Annotated in this window: 11 protein-coding genes and 1 pseudogene; 7 read left to right on the top strand and 5 right to left on the bottom strand. The window is 74.8% G+C overall.

Going from position 1 to position 17,636, the window contains the following annotated elements; all coding sequences use genetic code 11:
* Nucleotides 1-47 precede the first annotated feature (47 nt).
* Together SXIM_RS21995 and SXIM_RS21990 are read right to left on the bottom strand one after the other, a co-directional pair.
* Complete coding sequence (locus SXIM_RS21995) at nt 48-1,631, bottom strand: PucR family transcriptional regulator (protein WP_046724944.1); 1,584 nt, start codon at nt 1,629-1,631, stop codon at nt 48-50.
* 279 nt (nt 1,632-1,910) lie between these two features.
* Complete coding sequence (locus SXIM_RS21990; RefSeq protein ID WP_043178734.1) at nt 1,911-4,283, bottom strand: type IV secretory system conjugative DNA transfer family protein; 2,373 nt, start codon at nt 4,281-4,283, stop codon at nt 1,911-1,913.
* A 252-nt stretch (nt 4,284-4,535) separates the two neighbouring features.
* Here SXIM_RS21990 and gabT point away from each other — a divergent pair, with 252 nt between their 5' ends.
* Nucleotides 4,536-5,894 (top strand): 4-aminobutyrate--2-oxoglutarate transaminase, encoded by a 1,359-nt coding sequence (gene gabT / locus SXIM_RS21985; protein WP_030738252.1) that lies wholly within the window; start codon nt 4,536-4,538, stop codon nt 5,892-5,894.
* Between the two features lie 221 nt (nt 5,895-6,115).
* Here gabT and SXIM_RS21980 read toward each other — a convergent pair whose 3' ends face one another.
* Entirely contained in the window at nt 6,116-6,553 is a 438-nt protein-coding gene (locus tag SXIM_RS21980) for a bifunctional DNA primase/polymerase (RefSeq protein WP_046724943.1), read from the bottom strand.
* 203 nt (nt 6,554-6,756) lie between these two features.
* Nucleotides 6,757-7,779, bottom strand: a complete 1,023-nt coding sequence (locus SXIM_RS21975) for a hypothetical protein (protein ID WP_148236147.1) — start codon at nt 7,777-7,779, stop codon at nt 6,757-6,759.
* 98 nt (nt 7,780-7,877) lie between these two features.
* On the opposite strand from SXIM_RS21975, the gene SXIM_RS21970 reads away from it, so the two are divergent.
* The 4 genes from SXIM_RS21970 to SXIM_RS21955 are packed head-to-tail and all read left to right on the top strand — an operon-like array spanning nt 7,878 to nt 13,777.
* Complete coding sequence (locus tag SXIM_RS21970) at nt 7,878-8,900, top strand: adenosine deaminase (protein WP_030738261.1); 1,023 nt, start codon at nt 7,878-7,880, stop codon at nt 8,898-8,900.
* Nucleotides 8,897-9,589, top strand: coding sequence for a glycerophosphodiester phosphodiesterase (locus SXIM_RS21965; protein ID WP_046725842.1), 693 nt, complete (start codon nt 8,897-8,899; stop codon nt 9,587-9,589). The genes SXIM_RS21970 and SXIM_RS21965 overlap by 4 nt, the downstream gene beginning before the upstream one ends.
* A 57-nt stretch (nt 9,590-9,646) precedes the next feature.
* Entirely contained in the window at nt 9,647-11,014 is a 1,368-nt protein-coding gene (locus tag SXIM_RS21960; RefSeq protein ID WP_030738267.1) for an SWIM zinc finger family protein, read from the top strand.
* Nucleotides 11,015-11,038: 24 nt separating this feature from the next.
* Nucleotides 11,039-13,777 (top strand): DUF6493 family protein, encoded by a 2,739-nt coding sequence (locus tag SXIM_RS21955; protein WP_046724942.1) that lies wholly within the window; start codon nt 11,039-11,041, stop codon nt 13,775-13,777.
* An 82-nt stretch (nt 13,778-13,859) separates the two neighbouring features.
* Here the strand turns inward: SXIM_RS21955 and SXIM_RS21950 are convergent, their stop codons facing one another.
* A complete protein-coding gene (locus tag SXIM_RS21950) occupies nt 13,860-15,293 on the bottom strand; it encodes a gamma-aminobutyraldehyde dehydrogenase (protein WP_046724941.1) in 1,434 nt (477 codons plus the stop codon).
* Nucleotides 15,294-15,761: 468 nt separating this feature from the next.
* Between SXIM_RS21950 and SXIM_RS21945 the strand changes: the two are divergent.
* Nucleotides 15,762-16,388: pseudogene (locus SXIM_RS21945) on the top strand (ABC transporter ATP-binding protein); the annotation flags it as partial.
* Nucleotides 16,370-17,587: a hypothetical protein gene (locus SXIM_RS21940; RefSeq protein WP_046724940.1), complete on the top strand. Its 1,218-nt coding sequence runs from the start codon at nt 16,370-16,372 to the stop codon at nt 17,585-17,587. The pseudogene SXIM_RS21945 and the gene SXIM_RS21940, both read left to right, overlap by 19 nt.
* Nucleotides 17,588-17,636 lie beyond the last annotated feature (49 nt).

Genomic DNA, 17,636 nt, shown 5'->3' with positions numbered 1-17,636 from the left:
TGGGTCCCGGCGTCCCCCAGGGGAGGTCGGGACCCGTCCGTACCGGCTCAGGCCCCGGTGGCCTTCAGCGCCAGCCACAGCTCCATCCGGACATCCGGATCATCCAGCGAGCGGTCCAGAATCTCCTCCACCCGGCGCATCCGGTAGCGCAGCGTGTGCCGGTGCACGCCCAGATCGCCGGCCGCCGCGTCCCACTGACCGTGCCGGGACAGCCAGGCCCGCAGCGAGGCGACCAGATCGCCGCGGCCCTGCGCGTCATGGGCCCGCAGCGCCCGCAGCCGCCCCTCGGCGAAGGCCCGCACGGCGTCGTCCGCCAGCAGCGGCATGACGGAGCCGGCCGCCACGTCGTCGTGCTCCACCAGCGGGCGACCGCGCCGCCGCGCCACCACCAGGGCCGCCCTGGCCTGCTGGTAGGCGGTGTCCACGGTGGCGGGCCCGGTGGGCGCCGACAGCCCGAGGATCACGGCCGGTCCCGGGGCCGCGGGCGGCAGCTCGGTACGGGCGAACGCCGCCCCCGCCGCGACCGCGGCCCCGCCGTCCGCCGCCAGCACCACCAGCTGCTGGCCGTCCGCCAGCGCCAGCACGGCCTCCCCCGCCCGGGCGGCGGCGGACTCGATGGCCGCGCCCAGCTCGGTCAGCGCCTCCGGCTCCCCGCCCGTCTCGGCGGCCAGCAGCCGCAGCGGGGCGTCCAGCAGTCCCCCGTACAGATCGCCGGCCACCGCCCGGGCGTGGTCCGGCTCGCCACTGAGCAACATCCGCAGCACCGCGCCGCCCAGCCGCGCCTCGGCCGCCTGGTACGCCTGGGACCGCTCGGTGATCAGCGTCAGCACCGCGACCGCCGACTGCACCGCGTAGCGCTCCGCGGTGCCCGGCGGCGCGGCGGTGCCGACCGCGAGCACCGCCCGCGCGCTGCGCCCCGAACCCACCGACTGCAATTCCACCCGGTCCTCCCCCGCCCCGCCACCCGCGGCGTCCGGGCCGGCCTCGGGCGCGCAGGAGCACACCGCGCTGGCCGGGGCCGGACGGTCGCGCAGCCGGATCACCTCCGGTGTCATCCGGGCGGCGCGGCGCGCGGCCCACGCCGGGGCCACGGCGGTGACAGCACCCGCCACGTCGTACAGCGCGACCCAGCCGTCCAGCTGCGCGGCGAGTCGGTCGAGCAGTGCCTGGCGCCCGCCGGGGGCCAGCGCCGCGCGGGTCAGCTCGCGCTGCGCGGCGAAGCCGGCGCCGACCGACCGGTACTGCTCGGCGGCGATGGCGGCGGAGACGAACTTGCCGATCGCGATGAACGGGGTACGCCGCGGCACCTCGAGCAGCGGCATCCGCACCTCCTGCACGGCCGCCAGCAGCTGCGGGGTGACCGCCGGATGGTGCACCCCGACGCCGAAGCCCAGACCCACCACCCCGGCGGCGCTCAGCCGGCGCACGTACTCCGTCATCTCCGCCGCGTCGTCGATGTCGAGTTTCAGCCCGGTGGTCAGCAGCAGCTCGCCGCCGTCGAGATAGGGCACCGGATCGGCCAGCTCGCTGGCGTGCGCCCAGCGGACCGGGACGTCCAGCCGGTCCTCCCCCGTGAGCACGCCCAATTTGAGCGCCGTGTGCTGAACGAGTGAGGAAAGCGTCGGGTACATGGACCACCTTGGGAGACCATCTGGATGACCGGGGGAACGACACGCGCCGACATCACGGTACAGCGCTTGTCATATGCGCCAGGGATACCTTCGGCCATCCCCGCCGGGACCCCCGGACGGATGGCCGCGCGCGGGCCGCCGGACCACGGGGCCAAGGTGGACCGCGCCGGCTGCGCCGGGCGCAAAGGCACGGATCGGGGGGCCCCGGCACCGCCCCGCGGCGCCGGGCGAGGCAGCACAGCACCGCCGCTCCCGGCAGAGGTGCGGTCCGCGGCGCGCTCAGCCCAGCCGCACCAGCACCGGCGGCCCGGACTCCCCCGCCACCGTGGTCAGCGACAGCACCGCGTGCCGCGGCGGCACCCGGTGCGCCAGCTCGGAGGCCGACCAGCGTTCCCGCTCCACCCGCCGCACCGTCACCGACTCCGTGGTCGCGTCCCGCCCCGTGAACAGCTTGCGCACCCCGCGCGTGAAGCGCCGCACCACGCCGCCGGTGCGGTCCGGGGTACTGGTCACGTCGCGGTCCTCCGTCCACGCCGTGCCCCAGGCCCGCGCGAAGTGTTCCGCGTCCCAGGTGGTGATCCCGGAGAACGCCATCCGGCAGCCCACCGCGCCCAGCAGCCCGCTGCGCAGCGCGGCGGGCACATCGTCCAGGGTGCGCAACGAAAGCACCGCGCCCGCGTTCGCCGGCCGCAGATGGGTCAGCCCGCGCACCGTTCCGGGGGTGATCGCGGCGGTCGCGTCGTCCAGCACCAGAGCGGCGAACAGCGTACGGTCCGGCCGCGCGGTGACCGCCGCCGTGAACTGCGCCAGCAGCAGCCGCGTGATCACCCGCCCCGCCTCCGCGTGCCCGGTGGCCGGCAGATCGATCCGTACCCGCAGCGGGTGCTCCAGCGAGCTGAGCGAGAACGGCGGTGTGCGGCGCTCCGCCTCACCCTGCGAGAAGCCGGCCCGGTCCAGCAGCGCCAGCTGGTCGGCCAGCCGGGGTCCGATGTCATCGGGCCGCTGCGCCTGCCGGGCCCGGGCGTCCAGTTCGCGCTGCTGGTCCCACGCACCGGCCAGTCCCAGGTCCTCGCGCAGCGTGGCCAGCAGGGCCGGGGCGCCGTCGAGCATGGCGCGCAGCTCCGGTATGCCGGGGAAGTGCCCGTACGCCGCCTGGAAGGGGCCGATCAGCTGGGCCAGCGCGGCGGCGGCCGTACGCGGATCGGTCTCGCTGCCACCGATCAGCGCCTCCGCCAGCAGTGCCGCGGCCTCGTCGGTGTCGGCGGCCCCGCCGTACGGGTCGAGTACATGGGTGGAGCGGACGTCGCCGACCCGCACGATGATGTCGAAGGCGTCGTCGGGCCCCAGCGCGCTGCGCGCGGTGCCGACCGCCACCACCGCGGCCTGCCCGGTGAGCGCGTGCAGGCACAGCGCCTCGGTGACCGGCCGGATCACCCGTCCGGTCTTCCCGGAACCCGGCGGCCCCACGGCCAGGAGCGAGGTGCCCAGTACGGCGGGGTCCAGGGCGATCTCCTCGCCGCGCTGTTCATACGGGTTGCGTTCCTCGTCCACGGCACGGCCGATGCGCACCTGGCGGGTCAGCAGATCGTGCTGCGCCGTACGCACCGTCAGGTCACGGCTGCCGGAGGGGTGGACGAACGCGCCGGCCCCGTCGTCGAGCGCGGCGCGGGTGAACTGTTCGAGCGCGGTGGGCCGGGCTCGCACCGCCTGCCAGGCGTGCTCGATGCGGGCGTAGTCCAGATCGCTCATGGCGCCCGAGCGCATCTCCTCGGCCAGCCGGTCCGCGGCGGGCACCGCGCCGGCCTCGCGCAGTTCGGACCACTCCGCCAGCCGCTCCCGCTCGCGCTCACCCCGCGTGCCGGCTCCGTCCCCGCCCAGCCACGCCGGACGGTACCGCCGCGCGGTCGCGCCCCAGCCCCCCGCCCAGCCCAGGAGCAGCGCCAGCAGCAGCGCGTAGAGCGCGTAGTGGACGTTGTACGCGACGGTGTACGCCGTACTGTCGCCGTCCTCCCACCAGGAGTCGGGCACCACCGCGTACAGCGGTTCGAGCCAGAACGTCCACACGCCGCGGAAACTGAGCGTCCACACCACGTACGCGGCGACCGCGGCGGCCGTCGCGCGCAGGACCACCCCGCGCTCCAGCGGCTCGGTGCCCGCGGGCAGCCCCAGCAGCCGCAGCAGGGTCGGCCGGTGCCGCCGCCACAGCGCGGGGGCGTGGCCGAGCCGGCCGAACACGTAGGCCAGCAGGCACACGAACAGCACCTGGTAGGTGTGGATGACGCTGATCCCGCCGGTGCTCGGGCCCCAGGAGGCCGCGCCCGCCCAGTCCAGCGGCCAGTCGACCGCGCGCAGATAGCGGTTGTCGTACAGCGACCACACCAGCCATCCGGCGAGCAGCGCCAGCAGCGCGGTGCCGTGCAGTTCGCGGTCGCCGAGCCGGTTCGGGTCCTGCGGCGGCTTGGGCACATGGCCCAGGCGCCAGATGCCGGCCCCGGCGGCCGGTCGCGGGGTGCGTACCCAGCGCACCAGCGGCGGGGCGGCCGGTTCGGCCTCGGGCGCCTGGCGGGGCCGCGGCGGGGCGCCGTGCGGCGGCACGGCGGGGGTACGCCGTACGTCGCCTCCCGCCGCCCGCCCGGTGCCGTCCGTACTCATCTCTCCCAAGCCCCCTGACCGGCCGGATGGCTGACTGTGCGTCGCCATCAATCTAATCGAGCACGTTGATCGCCGGGAACGCCGTCCGCACGGCGGATCCACGCCCCGGCCCCCGCCCTGGTCCCCGCTGTCCATCACGGCCAAGTGGTCGGGGCAACTGCTACGTGGCGGTGCATGCCAGGCCCCGGCGGCTGGCCCTAGCCTGCACAGCAGAGCGAGAAAAGCAGCCCCTTCGTACCGAGGAGTGCGCACATGAGCAGCTTGACCGAACTGTCCGGCGGCCCCGCCCTGCGCCAGGAGCGGCGCGTCGTCACCGAGATTCCCGGGCCGCTGTCCCGGGAGCTGCTGGCCCGCAAGCAGGCCGCGGTCGCCAACGGCGTGGGCACCGTCCTCCCGGTGTTCGTGCGGCGGGCCGGCGGCGCCATCGTGGAGGATGTCGACGGCAACGCCCTGATCGACTTCGGCTCCGGCATCGCGGTCACCTCGGTGGGCAACAGCGCGGAGGCCGTGGTGCGCCGGGCCACCGAGCAGCTGACCCGGTTCACCCACACCTGCGCGATGGTCACCCCGTACGAGGGCTATGTGGAGGTGTGCGAGGAGCTGGCCCGGGTCACCCCCGGCGACCACCCGAAGAAGTCCGCGCTGTTCAACTCCGGGGCGGAGGCGGTGGAGAACGCCGTCAAGATCGCCCGCTACGCCACCAAGCGGCAGGCGGTGGTGGTCTTCGAGCACGGCTACCACGGCCGCACCAACCTCACCATGGCGCTCACCGCCAAGAACATGCCCTACAAGCAGGGCTTCGGGCCGTTCGCGCCGGAGATCTACCGGGTGCCGGTGGCGTACCCGTACCGCTGGCTGACCGGCCCCGAGAACTGCGCCGAGGAGGCCGCCGCCCAGGCCATCGACCTCATCAGCAAGGACATCGGCCCGGAGAACGTCGCGGCGATCCTCATCGAACCGCTGCAGGGTGAGGGCGGCTTCATCGAGCCCGCGAAGGGCTTCCTGCCGCGCATGGCCGGCTTCGCGAAGGAGCACGGCATCGTCTTCATCGCCGATGAGATCCAGTCCGGGTTCTGCCGCACCGGACAGTGGTTCGCCAGCGAGGACGAGGGCCTGGTGCCCGATCTGATCACCACCGCCAAGGGCATCGCCGGCGGGCTGCCGCTGGCGGCGGTCACCGGCCGCGCCGAGCTGATGGACGCCGCGCACACCGGCGGGCTGGGCGGGACGTACGGCGGCAACCCGGTCGCCTGCGCCGCGGCGCTCGGCGCCATCGAGACCATGCGGGAACTGGATCTGCCGGCCCGCGCGCGGCGTATCGAGGAGATCATGAAGCCCCGGCTGCGCGCGCTGGCCGAGCGGTTCGGGCTGATCGGCGAGGTACGGGGGCGGGGCGCGATGCTCGCCATCGAACTGGTGCGGCCGGGCACCAAGGAGCCCGCGCCGCAGGCCACCGCGGCGGTGGCGGCGGCCTGCCACCGTGCGGGGCTGCTGGTGCTGACCACCGGCACCTACGGCAATGTGATGCGCTTCCTGCCGCCGCTGGTCATCGGCGAGGACCTGCTGAACGAGGGCCTGGACATCCTGGAGGGCGCCCTCGCCGAGCAGTGAAACGCTGCCCGGCCGCCGCGCCGGACATGGCAGGAGAGGGCGGGGGGTGTGCGGCCCGGCTTCGCGTGATGAAGAAGCTGGGTGGATGTGATGCGGATCCGGCGGCTCGGGGCGTGTGGCCGCCGCCGCTGTCGTACCGTTCACAGCGGTGGCGAGCCATCGACTCCCGCCTTCTTGGGACCGGTTCCGCCCGCCCCACACCCCCCGGGGCGTGCGGCCGGTCAATCGTTCCCCGCCGGGCGGCGCGCCCTGAGAGCCGCCGCCTCGTGCATCGCCAGTTCCAGGACCACCGGGTCGTTCAGCGTTCCCGTTCCGTCCGGCAGCACCAGCCAGCGCACCCCGTGACCGGTACGGCCCGGGTGCGGGACGGCGACCCAGCTGCCGCGCCCGGCGGCCCGTACCCCGGTGCCCAGCCAGCGGTCGGCGGTGCCCGGCGGCACGAAGAAGCCGATCCTGGCGTCCCCGTAATCCGCGAGCACCGGACCCGGGCGGCCCAGCAGCCCGGTGAGCACCTCCAGCGTGGGGTGCCCCAGCCCGCCGTCGAGGACCAGCAGATCCCATAACCGGCCGGCCGGGAGCAGCATCACCCCCAGGGGGTGGCGCTCCCATTCCCACCGGCAGGTCTCCGGATCGGGTGCCGCCGATGCCAGCCAGCGCATCGCGGACCTCACCCCGACTGTGCCGCTCACCGTGCTCTCCTTCCTGATGCTCCGGAGCCCCCGGGCGGGGGCCGTGCGGATCACCGGGTGAGAGTGGCGGGCGTGTGGATCCTTACACCGTTTCGCCGGGTTTTCGCGTGCTGTGCGTCACATCGCCCGAAGAGTTCGGTACGCGGCGTGAGGGAGGGCGGGGTGAGGGGCGGTCAGACGTCGGCGGTGTCCTCGTTGTCGCGGCCCCGGTCCCGCTCGCCGTCGCCGCTCTCCTCGCCGTCGCCGCCGGGCAGCGGCAGCCGCCAGTAGCCGAACGCGTAGTCCCGGCCCGGGGCGTAGTCCACCCCGAACTCGCCTGCGCCGGAGGGCACGGTGACGGTGTACCGGGCGGTCCAGCTCTGGCCCGGATCCAGACTGCCGGGGAGCGGGGTCTCCAGCCGGACGTCACGGCCGGGCAGTTCACGTTCACCGACCAGGACGTACAGTTCGGCGCCGCCCAGGCCCGCGGCGTCGCTGCCCTCGTTGCGCAGCCGCACCTCGACGGTGGCGATCGCCCCGCTGGCGGAGAGCTGCGGCTCGGGCATGGTCACGGTCAGGCCGTCCTCGAACCGGACCGTCACACCGGCCCCGGCCAGCAGCTCGGAGCCGGCCTCCGACTCCACCTCGATCACCTGGAGCAGATGACCGACCAGCAGCGCGGACAGCACGGCACCGATGACCGCCGCGCCCGCTCCCGTCCACAGGCCGCCGAGCGCCGCGCCACGGTTGGTGGCCCCGCCGCGGCGTGCGCGGGCGGCACCCAGCACGCCCAGCACCAGGGCGAGGACGCCCAGGATCACGGCCAGCGGGCTGAGGTAGAACGTCCAGCAGACGGCGGCGGCGATCACTCCGAGGACCAGCGACGCGGTACCCAGGCCGTTGCGCGGCGGGCCCGGCGGCATCATGGCGTAGGGCGCCCCGTACGGCGCGTTCACGGCGTACGACGGCGGCCCGTACGGTTGCTGCCGCGGCAGGGGCACGGCGCCGGTGGCGGGCCCGGGGCCCGGCACCGGAGCCGGTACGGGTACGGGGGCCGGTACGACCCCCGCCGCGGGTGGCTGCGGCGGCGCCGCGGGCACGGCCCCGGGCGGGGGAACCGTCGCCGCGCCGCCCGGTGGCTCCCAGCCCGTTCCCCGCCCCGTGGGCCCGCTCTCCTCCGGTACCCGGAACGGATCGGGCTCCTCCATCGTGGTCACACTTCCTCCCCTGAGTCCCCATACCCTATGGGCCGCCGCACCCGGCGAGGCCCCTGCCTACCATGAACGGGCCCCACCAGCCCGCACCGGAGGCCCCCTTGTCCGACCTGACCGCTTTCATCGCCCGGCTTCCCAAGGCCGAGCTGCATGTTCACCATGTGGGCTCAGCCTCTCCGCGTATCGTCGCGGAGCTGGCGGCCCGGCATCCCGATACCTCGGTCCCCAAGGATCCGGAGCTCCTCGCCGAGTACTTCACCTTCCGGGACTTCGCGCACTTCATCGAGGTGTACATCTCGGTCGTCGACCTGATCCGGGACGCCGAGGACATCCGGCTGCTGACCTACGAGGTCGCCCGGGACATGGCCGCCCAGCACATCCGTTACGCCGAGCTGACGCTCACCCCCTACTCCTCCGTCATCCGCGACATCCCCGCCCCCGCGTACATGGAGGCCATCGAGGACGCCCGCGTCGCCGCCGAGCGCGACCTGGGTGTCGTGCTGCGCTGGTGCTTCGACATCCCCGGCGAACTGGGCCTGCCCGCCGCCGAGGAGACCGCCCGGCTGGCGACCGAACTGCCGCCGGACGGCCTGGTCTCCTTCGGCCTGGGCGGTCCGGAGAAGGGCTGGCCGCGCGGACTGTTCAAGCCGGCCTTCGACCGCGCCATCGCCACTGGGCTGCACAGCGTCCCGCACGCCGGGGAGAGCACCGGGCCGCAGACCGTCTGGGACGCCCTGACCGAGCTGCGCGCGGAGCGCATCGGGCACGGGAACAACGCCGTCCACGACCCCGCTCTGCTGGCGCACCTCGCGGAGCGCGGCATCCCGCTGGAGATCTGCCCCACCTCCGAGGTCGCCACCCGCTCGGTGTCCTCCATGGCGGAGCACCCCCTTCCGCAGCTGGTCGACGCCGGGGTCACGGTGACCATCAACTCCGACGACCCGCCGATGTTCGGCACCGACCTGAACACGGAGTACGCGATCGCCGCGCGGCTGCTCGGCCTGGGCGCGGCGGGGGTGGCGGCGCTGGCGAAGAACGCGGTGACCGCCTCCTTCCTCGACCCGGCCGGAAAGGCCGCCCTGGCGGCGGAGATCGACGCGCATCTGGCGGCGTGGCCCGCATGAGCACGGTTCTCGCGGTGGCCCACCGGGGCGACCCGTACCGCGCCCGGGAGAACACCGTCGCCTCCTTCCGGTCCGCGATCGCCGCGGGCGCGGACATGGTGGAACTGGATGTCAGACTGACGCGCGACGGCGTGCCGGTGGTGCTGCACGACGCGACCCTGGACCGGCTGTGGGGCCACGACCGCCCCGTCGCGGAGCTGACGGCCCAGCAGGTACGGGAACTGACCGCCGGCGGTGTCCCGACACTCGCCGAGGTCCTGGCGGTCACGGCGCCGGTGCACACCCTGATCGATCTGCCGATGCGCGACGCGGCGCCGGCCCGCGCGGCGGTGGCGGCGGTACGGGAGGCCGGCGCGGGCGAGCGGGTGAGCTACTGCGGCGATCCGGCCGCGCTCAAAGCGGTGCGGGCGACGGACGAGGCGGCGGAGATCGGCCTCACCTGGAAGCGCACGGGCCCGCCCCGCCCCGCCGTGCTGCGCGACCTGCGCCCCGCCTGGCTGACGTACCGCTTCGGTCTGCTGGACCACGCGCTGGTGGAGCGGGCCCACGCGCGGGAGCTGCGGGTAATGGCCTGGACGGTGGACTCGCCGCGCGCCATGCGCCGCCTGCTGGCAATGGGCGTGGACGCCATCACGAGCAACCGCGTCACGGAACTGCGCCGCGTCATCGGACCGTTGTCCCGGCGCTGAGCCGAACCACCGTCACCCCGGGCCGGATTGTCAGTGCCTGGCCCTACGGTTCGGGGCATGGTGGCGATGACTCATTCCTATCGGTATCTGCGACCCTCGGCCGTGGACACTCCCGGCCGCCGGGTCGGGCTGGCGACCTCGGGCGGGACGACCTCGCGCGGGCCACTGCCACATCCGCGGTTCTTCAGCGGAACGCTGACCCGTCCGGAGGCGGCGGCACGCGGCCTGCTGTCGGTCGCCGCGGTGGCACGCACCCGCTACTTCCGGCCATCTCTGGACGCGCTCCGCGACCCAGTGGTGACCTGCGACGGGCAGCGGCTGCGCTTCGAGTCGTTCTCGGCGTGCTGCGGGGTGCACGCCCGGCTGGACGTGCTGCCGGGCGGGCTGGACGGCGAGGTCCTGGACCGCGGCACCACCAACGTCGATGTGAACGACCCGCTGCGCGAGGCACTGGCCCGGGTGCGCGGCGAGGACCCGCTGCGGCTGTCCGTCGGCGCCGACCAGCTGACGGTGACCACAGCCGACGGCGCGGTGGTGGAGAAGAAGGTGCCCCTGCCGGAGCGATGGCTGCGGGGGTTCGCCGAACTCCAGGTGATATCCGCGCCGTTCGACCTGCGGGCCGAGCTGCCGGCGGCGGAGGCGGTACGGCTGCTGCGGTCCTTGCCGGCCGGCACGGAGGTGCTGTGGATGGTGCCCGCCGGGCGGACCCTGCGCCGCTCGGCGCGGCCGGTGCCGGGCGCGGTGGCGCTGGCCGGGGCGCGGCGCCTCGAGGTGCTGGCGCCGCTGCTGCGCTTCGCTCGTGCGCTGCGGGTGTACGGCCCGACGGTGGGGGCGGGTTCGCTCCCGGTGGCCTCGGCCTGGGAGCTGGAACTGCCCGGGATGCGGCTGGTGCTGACGCTCTCCCCCGAGGTCACGCGCGGTTTCAGCGGCGAGGGCGCGGTCCTCGACGCGCTCGCGGCGGACGAGGTCGAGGCGGACGCCGAGCTGATCGGCGCGCTGGTGGACTTCGAGCCCGCCGTGGACACCGGGGAGCTGGCGCGGCTGTCCGGGCTGCCGCTGCCCCGGGTGAAGGCGGCGCTGGGACAACTGGGAACAGCCGGCCGGGTCGGCTACGACGTGGCGGAGGCGGCCTACTTCCACCGCGAGCTGCCGTACGACGCGGCGGGCGCGGAGCGGCTGAACCCTCGGCTGCGCGGGGCGCGGGCGCTGCTCGCGGACGACGTGGTGCGGCTCGCGGAGGGCGGCGACACCGCCACCATCGCCGTGCCGGACCACGTCCACCGGGTGCGGTTGTCCCCGCAGGGCGCGGCGCTGGGGTGCACCTGCCCCTGGTGGTCGCGGTACCGGGGGACGCGGGGCAAGTGCAAGCACGCGCTGGCGGCGGAGCTGAGGGCGCGGCGCGGGCGCGGTGGCGGGAACGACTGAGAGCGGCTGGGGAGAAACGGAATCATGACGGATGACGCGTTCGGCCTTCTGGAGAAAGCGCTGGAGGCCGCCGACCACGCGGCGGTGGGGGCGGCGGTCTCGGGGCTGGGCGACCGGGAGCGGCGGTCCATGGTCAAGCCGCTGCGGGCCTACCGCCTGCGGTGGCAGCAGGAGCGCGACGCGGCGGATCAGTGGCTGTGGGGCCGCGGGGCGCGGGAGCGGCGCGCGGCCCAGGGGCGCCGCCGGCTGGTGTACGACCGGGGCCCGGCGCTGCGGCTGGCCGGGGCCGGGGTGCTGCGCGGCCCGGAGGAACTGGCGCGCTGGCTGACCGACCGGCGGTTCTTCCAGGGCCCTTACCGGGAGGGCTTCACGGGGGAGCTGGAGCTGCTGCGGGAACGGGACGCGCCGTGGCTGCGGGAGCTGACCGAGCGGCTGGCGGGGCGGGTCGACGACGCCACCCGGCCGGACTGCCGGCTGGCCGTGCTCGATCTGCTGGCCGAGACCGGCGTGACGCCACCGCCGCGCGCCGAGCTGGTGCGCTCGTGGGTGCACCGTAGCCACCACCGGGACGTCGCCGCGGCGGGGCTGGGGAAGGACCCGCTGCTGAAGGCGATGGTCCCCCTGCTGTTCGCGGTGGACGAGGTGGGAGAGCTGCTGGAGAACGGGCCGTTCGCCCAGCGGCTGGTGGCGGCCGCCGACGGCGACGGCGGCGCACTGCCCCGCGCCGTCCTACTGGACGGCGTGCTGCGCCGGCTGCTGCGCGGCGGCCGGACGGGGGACCTGCGCGGACATCTGCGGCTCTACACGCTGCTGGAGGTGACGACGGCGGAGGCCGCCGAGCGGGTGCGGGAGCTGACCCTGCTGCTGTCCGACGCGCCATCCGCGGTGGCCGCACTGGCGCAGGCGGAGCTGCGCCGTCTGGAGGAGGCGGAGCGGTTCACGGCGGGTGAGCTGTGCGAGGTCACCGAAGTGGTGCTGTTCCGGCCCGAGCGGAAGCTGGCGGACGCTCAGCTGTCCTGGCTGGCCAAGGCCGTCCCGCGGCATCCGGAGCACGCGGTGGCCCTGCTGACGGCGGCGGGCGCGGCCTTCGCCCACTCCTCCACGCAGGTCGCGCAGCGGGCCACCCGGCTGGTGGTGCGGCACGCCGGGGCGCTGACCCCGGCCGCCGCCGAGGAACTGTCGGTGCGGGCGGAGTCCCTGCCGGCGGATCTGCGCACGGTGCTCGGTCCGGCGCTGGGCATCGAGGTCAGCGCGCCGGACGGCGCACCGCCGCCGCCTCCGCCCGCGCCACCGGCGCGGACCTCGCGCGCACCGATCGGCTCGCTCGCGGAGCTGGCCGAGGAGACGGCCCAGTTGCTGTCGGTGATGACCGACGGCGTACGGTTCTCGCACCGCGCCGAGGTGGATCCCCCGGCGCTGGAGCGGGTGCTGGCGGCCGTGGTGTCCGCCGCGCACGAGGACCGGCCGGGGCTGATCTCCGCGCTGACGCCGGTGCTCGACCGGCACGGCATCGGTCCCGGGGAGAGCGAGTCGCATCTGCGGTCGTACACCGATCCGCTCGGCGAGCTGTGCGATCTGCTGGGCGCGGCGACCGGGGAGGTGCGGCGGCGGGACAGCGGGCTCCGGCGGTTCTACGGGCACGCCGCGGCGGACGAGGCCCCCGACGCGGACCCCTTCTTCGGTACCCGGCTGTATCAGTGGCGCACCAACACCGAGCGCTGCCCGGGGCCGGTGCGGGTGCTGCTCCACCGGCTGCGGGAGATCACCTTCGGCCTGGCGCACGCGCCGGTGCCGATGCTGGTGGCCACCCCCACGGAGCCCGACGGCACGCTGGCGGCGGCCCAGCTGACGGAGCGCCTGGAGCGGGCGGCCCGTGCGGGGTGGACGCCCTGGGAGTACGACCTCCAGCTGGCGCTGCTGCGGCTCGCACCGGACCCGGAGCCGCGGCTCGCGGAGCGCGCGAACGCCATCGGCAGCCCGGCAGGGGACCGGCTGGCGGACTGGCTGAGCTTCGGCGCCGCGCGGGCGACGGTGCAACGGCCGCGAGGTCTGCGCGCCATCGGCCTGCGGCCCGCCGCGGTGCCCGCGCGCTCCGGCGTCCCGGCGGCGGGGAACGACACCCTGTTGTCGTGGCTCACCACGCCGCCCGATGTCCGGCGCCCCCTGTATCCGAGGGCGCAGCTGGCCAGTTGCTGGCCCGCGCTGTGGCCCGCTCAGCAGGAGCTGATGGCGGCGTTCGTGGTGTCCGCGCTGCCCGACCTGGTGGACAACAGGTCGAACGAGGGCTCCGGCATGATCGCCGCGCTGGCGGAGACGCCCGGCTCCGGTGGCCCGGTTCTGCTGCTCGCGATCACCCTGACCCTGAGCGCGACCCGCGCCGAGGACCGTGCGGTCGCGGTGGACGCGTTGCTGGCCCTGGCGGCGGGCCGGCGACTGGACGGGGCGACGCTGGGCGCGGAAGTGGCGGCCCGCGCCCGGCAGGGCGAGGTCAAACTCAGCAGGGTGGTGCCGGCCCTGCGGGAGGCGGCCGGATCCGGTGCCTACCGGGAGATCTGGGACGCGGTGGCGGCGGCTCTGCCGTCCGTGCTGGCCGATCCGCCGCACCGGCTGGCGGATCTGGTGGCGCTGGGCACCGAATGCGCCGCCTGGGCCGGGGCGGGCGAGGAGATCCCCGCCCTGACCGAGTACGCCGCGCGACCGGGCTCCACCCGTCTCCTGACCGAGACCAGGCGGCTGCGGGATGTCCTGGCGCGGCATTCCTGACCGCCTGCCCGCCCGGGCGGACGCCGCCGGCCGCCGCGCACCGCGATGACCGGGTGCGCGGCGGCCGGCGGCGGTCATCGCCTCACAGCGCGGTCATCACGTGCTTGACGCGGGTGTAGTCCTCCATGCCGTACGCGGAGAGGTCCTTGCCGTAGCCGGACTTCTTGAAGCCACCGTGCGGCATCTCGCCGACCAGCGGGATGTGGGTGTTGATCCACACGCAGCCGAACTCCAGCTCCTTGGAGAGCCGCATCGCCCGCGAGTGGTCCTTGGTCCATACGGAGGAGGCCAGGCCGTACTCGACGTCGTTGGCCCACCGCACGCCCTCGGCCTCGTCGGTGAACTTCTGCACGGTGATGACCGGGCCGAAGACCTCCTGCTGGATGATCTCGTCGTCCTGGCGCAGTCCGCTGATCACGGTCGGGGCGTAGAAGTATCCTCGGTCGCCGACCTGCTTGCCGCCGGTCTCGATCCGCGCGTGGGCGGGGAGCCGCTCGATGAAGCCGGCCACCTTCGCCAGGTGCGCGGCGCTGTTGAGCGGTCCGTAGAAGCAGTCGGGATCGGTCACGTCGCCGGTCTTGACCTCCTGCGCAGCCTTGGTGAGCGCGGCGACGAAGTCGTCGTGCAGCGACTCGTGCACCAGCACCCGGGTGGCGGCCGTGCAGTCCTGCCCGGCGTTGAAGAAGCCGCCGTCACGGATGCCCTCCACCGCCGCCCGGAGGTCGGCGTCCTCGAAGACCAGACAGGGCGCCTTGCCGCCCAGCTCCAGGTGCACCCGCTTGAGTCCGGCGGCCGCCCCTGCCGCCACCTCGCCGCCGGCCCGTACCGAGCCGGTGATCGACACCATGGCGGGGGTGGGGTGATCCACCATCAGCCGGCCGGTGTCGCGGTCGCCGCAGACCACGTTGAGAACGCCGGGCGGCAGGATCTCCCCCATCAGTCCGGCGGCGTACACGGTCGAGGCCGGCGTGGTGTCCGAGGGCTTGAGCACCACGGTGTTGCCCGCCGCCAGGGCCGGGGCGAACTTCCACACCGCCATCATGATCGGGTAGTTCCAGGGCGCCACCTGGGCGCACACGCCCACGGGTTCGCGGCGCACGAAGGAGGTCATGCCGGCCATGTACTCCCCGGCGGACTTGCCCTCCAGCATGCGCGCGGCACCGGCGAAGAAGCGGATCTGCTCCAGCATCATCGGCAGTTCCTCCTGCCGGGTCAGCTCCAGCGGTTTGCCGGTGTTCTCGCACTCGATGGCCAGCAGTTCGTCCGCGTGCCGTTCGAAGGCGTCGGCGATCTTCAGCAGCACCAGCTGGCGGGTGGCGGGGGTGGCGTCCCGCCAGGCGGGGAACGCGGCCTCGGCGGCGGCCATGGCGTCGTCCACATCGGCCTGTCCGGAGAGCGGGGCCAGGGCGTACGGGGCGCCTGTCACGGGATCGACCACCTCGGTGGTGCGCCCGTCGTGGGCATCGCGGTACGTACCGCCGATGTAGTTGCGCAGCCGACGCGGTTCGGTGGTCACAACAGCCTCCTGCTCACTGTCCTGGGGAGGGCGGGACACCTCACCCTATGCCCGCAGGCCCCTGTGGCAACACCGCCGCAGTCGAGAAATCAACACCCCATATAGCTCCTCATCGGGAAAAACATCGAACGCATGACATCAACAAGGGAGATTTTGCGGTCACGTACGTCCGGCTTCCCCCGCCCGGCCCCCACCGCGACCGTGCCGGAACTCCCGTCCGTACGACCGAACGCGCGCCTCGCCGACCCGCTCCGCTATGTCCTGATTCGCCGCCCCGCGTTGTTAGCATCGCCGCTCCGGCGGCAGCAGCCCCTGTGACCGATACCCCGGCCACTCGTTCACCCGGCCGGGGGGAATCAGACCCCATGAGCGGAGGTCCCGGCAAGGATGGCCCCACCCGACGACGATGTGCTGTGGGCGCGTGACCTGCACTACTCCCACGGCGGATCCCCGGCACTGCTCGGGGTCTCCCTGGGCATCCAGGAAGGCGAGATCGTGGCCGTCACCGGCCCCCGGGGCTGCGGCAAGACCACGCTCCTGGGCTGTCTGTCCGGGCAACTGGTGCCCGCCGGCGGCGAGGTCTGGTTCAGCGGCATGCCCGTCCACACCCTCACCCCCACCTCCCGGGAGCGGCTGCGCCGCGACAAGTTCGGCTGGGTGGGCGACCGCCCGCACCTGGTTCCCGAGCTGACCGCCTGGGAGAACGCCGCCCTGCCGCTGCTGCTCACCGGTACCGGCCACCGCGCCGCCAAACGCGCCGCGCTGGACTGGCTGGAACGCCTGGACGTGCGCGACTGCGCCCGCAAGCGCCCCGCCGCCCTGCTCCAGGCGCAGCGGCAGCGGATCGCCATCGCCCGGGCCCTGGTCCACACCCCGGACGTGGTCTTCGCGGACGAGCCCACCGCGCCGCTGCACCAGGCCGACCGAGCCCAGGCGCTGCGCACCCTCACCAGCGCCGGCCGGTCCCACGGCATCACCGTTGTGCTGGCCACCCACGATCCGGAGGTCGCCACGCTCGCCGACCGCACCCTCACCCTCCTCGACGGCCGCCAGACCGACTCGACGGCCGAGCCGGCATGCTCGCTCTCCGCCTAGCCCGCGGCTCGAGGCCGCTGGCCCTGGCCCGCCGGCTGCTGCTCGCGGTGACGGCCGGCGGGGTCGGGTTCCTGCTGCTCAGCGGCCTGGGCTGGGCCAGCGCCCACCCGGGGGACGGCGACCAGGCGGTGCTGCGACTGGCCTGGTGCGTGCTGCCGATCGCCGCGACGGTCCAACTGGCGGTGGCCGTGGCCCGCGCGGATCCGGCGGGACGGCCGCGCTCGGGACTCGACTCGGCGGGCCTGGGACCGGCCCGGCTGCCGATGCTGGCGGCGGTGTCCACGGCGGTCGCCGCGCTGCTGGGCAGCGCGCTCGCCCTGCTGGTCTTCCTGCATCTGCGCGGCGACATCTCGGGGCTGCCCTTCGACGGGGCGGCGGCGGGTCTGCTCGCGGCCGACCGGCCGCTGCCCCTGGCCGCCGCGCTGACCCTGCTGACGATCGTCCCCGCTGCCGCAGCCGTCGCCAGCGCGCTCGCACTGCGCGGGAGGACGGCGCCGGTACGGCACTCCGCACCACTGCCCCCGCCGCCCGCGCCCCCCACAGCCCCCTCCGCCACGGCGACGGGACTGGTCGAGGAGCCGGTGCAGGTGCCCACCGGGCTGCCCTGGGGAGCGGCCCTGACCGGGGCCGGGATCGCGTTCAGCGGCTACGCCGGCTTCACGGAGCGGCCGCCGAGCGACGCGGAGGGGGCGCTGACCCTGCCGGGCGCGCTCAGCGGGCTGACGCCCGGCGTGGTCGCGGGCTGGCTGCTGATCGCCACCGGCGTCATCGTGGCGGCGCCCTCCCTCACCCATCTGTGCGGCAGGATGCTGGCGGTGGGCCGGCCGGGCGCGCTGCGACTGCTGGCGGGGCGCGTCCTGCAGAGCGAGGCGGAACGGCTGGGGCATCCCCTGGGGGCCCTGTGCGTCGCACTCGCGGCGGCACTGGCGGCGCTGCATCTCGACGGACCGCGGCTGTTCGGGCCGCTCAGCGCGCTGGGCACCGGCATCGTGCTGGTGTGCGCGCTGGGCACGATCGCGGCGGCGGTTCACGAGTCCCGCACCGCGCGGTCCGCGGCAACCACCTCACTGCTGCGGCTCGGCGCGCCCCGCTCGCTGATCCGCCGCGCGGCGATGCTGCGACTGGCGGCGCTGCTGCTGGTGTTCGCACCGCTCAGCTGGCTGGTCTTCCAGACGCTGGTGCTGCCGATCCGCGCATAGGTCCTGGCCGGTTGGCCGCGGCGCGGGCCGGGGCCAACCGGAAGGGCGG

This window comes from Streptomyces xiamenensis, from assembly GCF_000993785.3.
In the GTDB taxonomy this organism is placed as follows: Bacteria; Actinomycetota; Actinomycetes; order Streptomycetales; family Streptomycetaceae; genus Streptomyces; species Streptomyces xiamenensis.
This window is presented reverse-complemented; position numbering and strand designations above follow the sequence as displayed.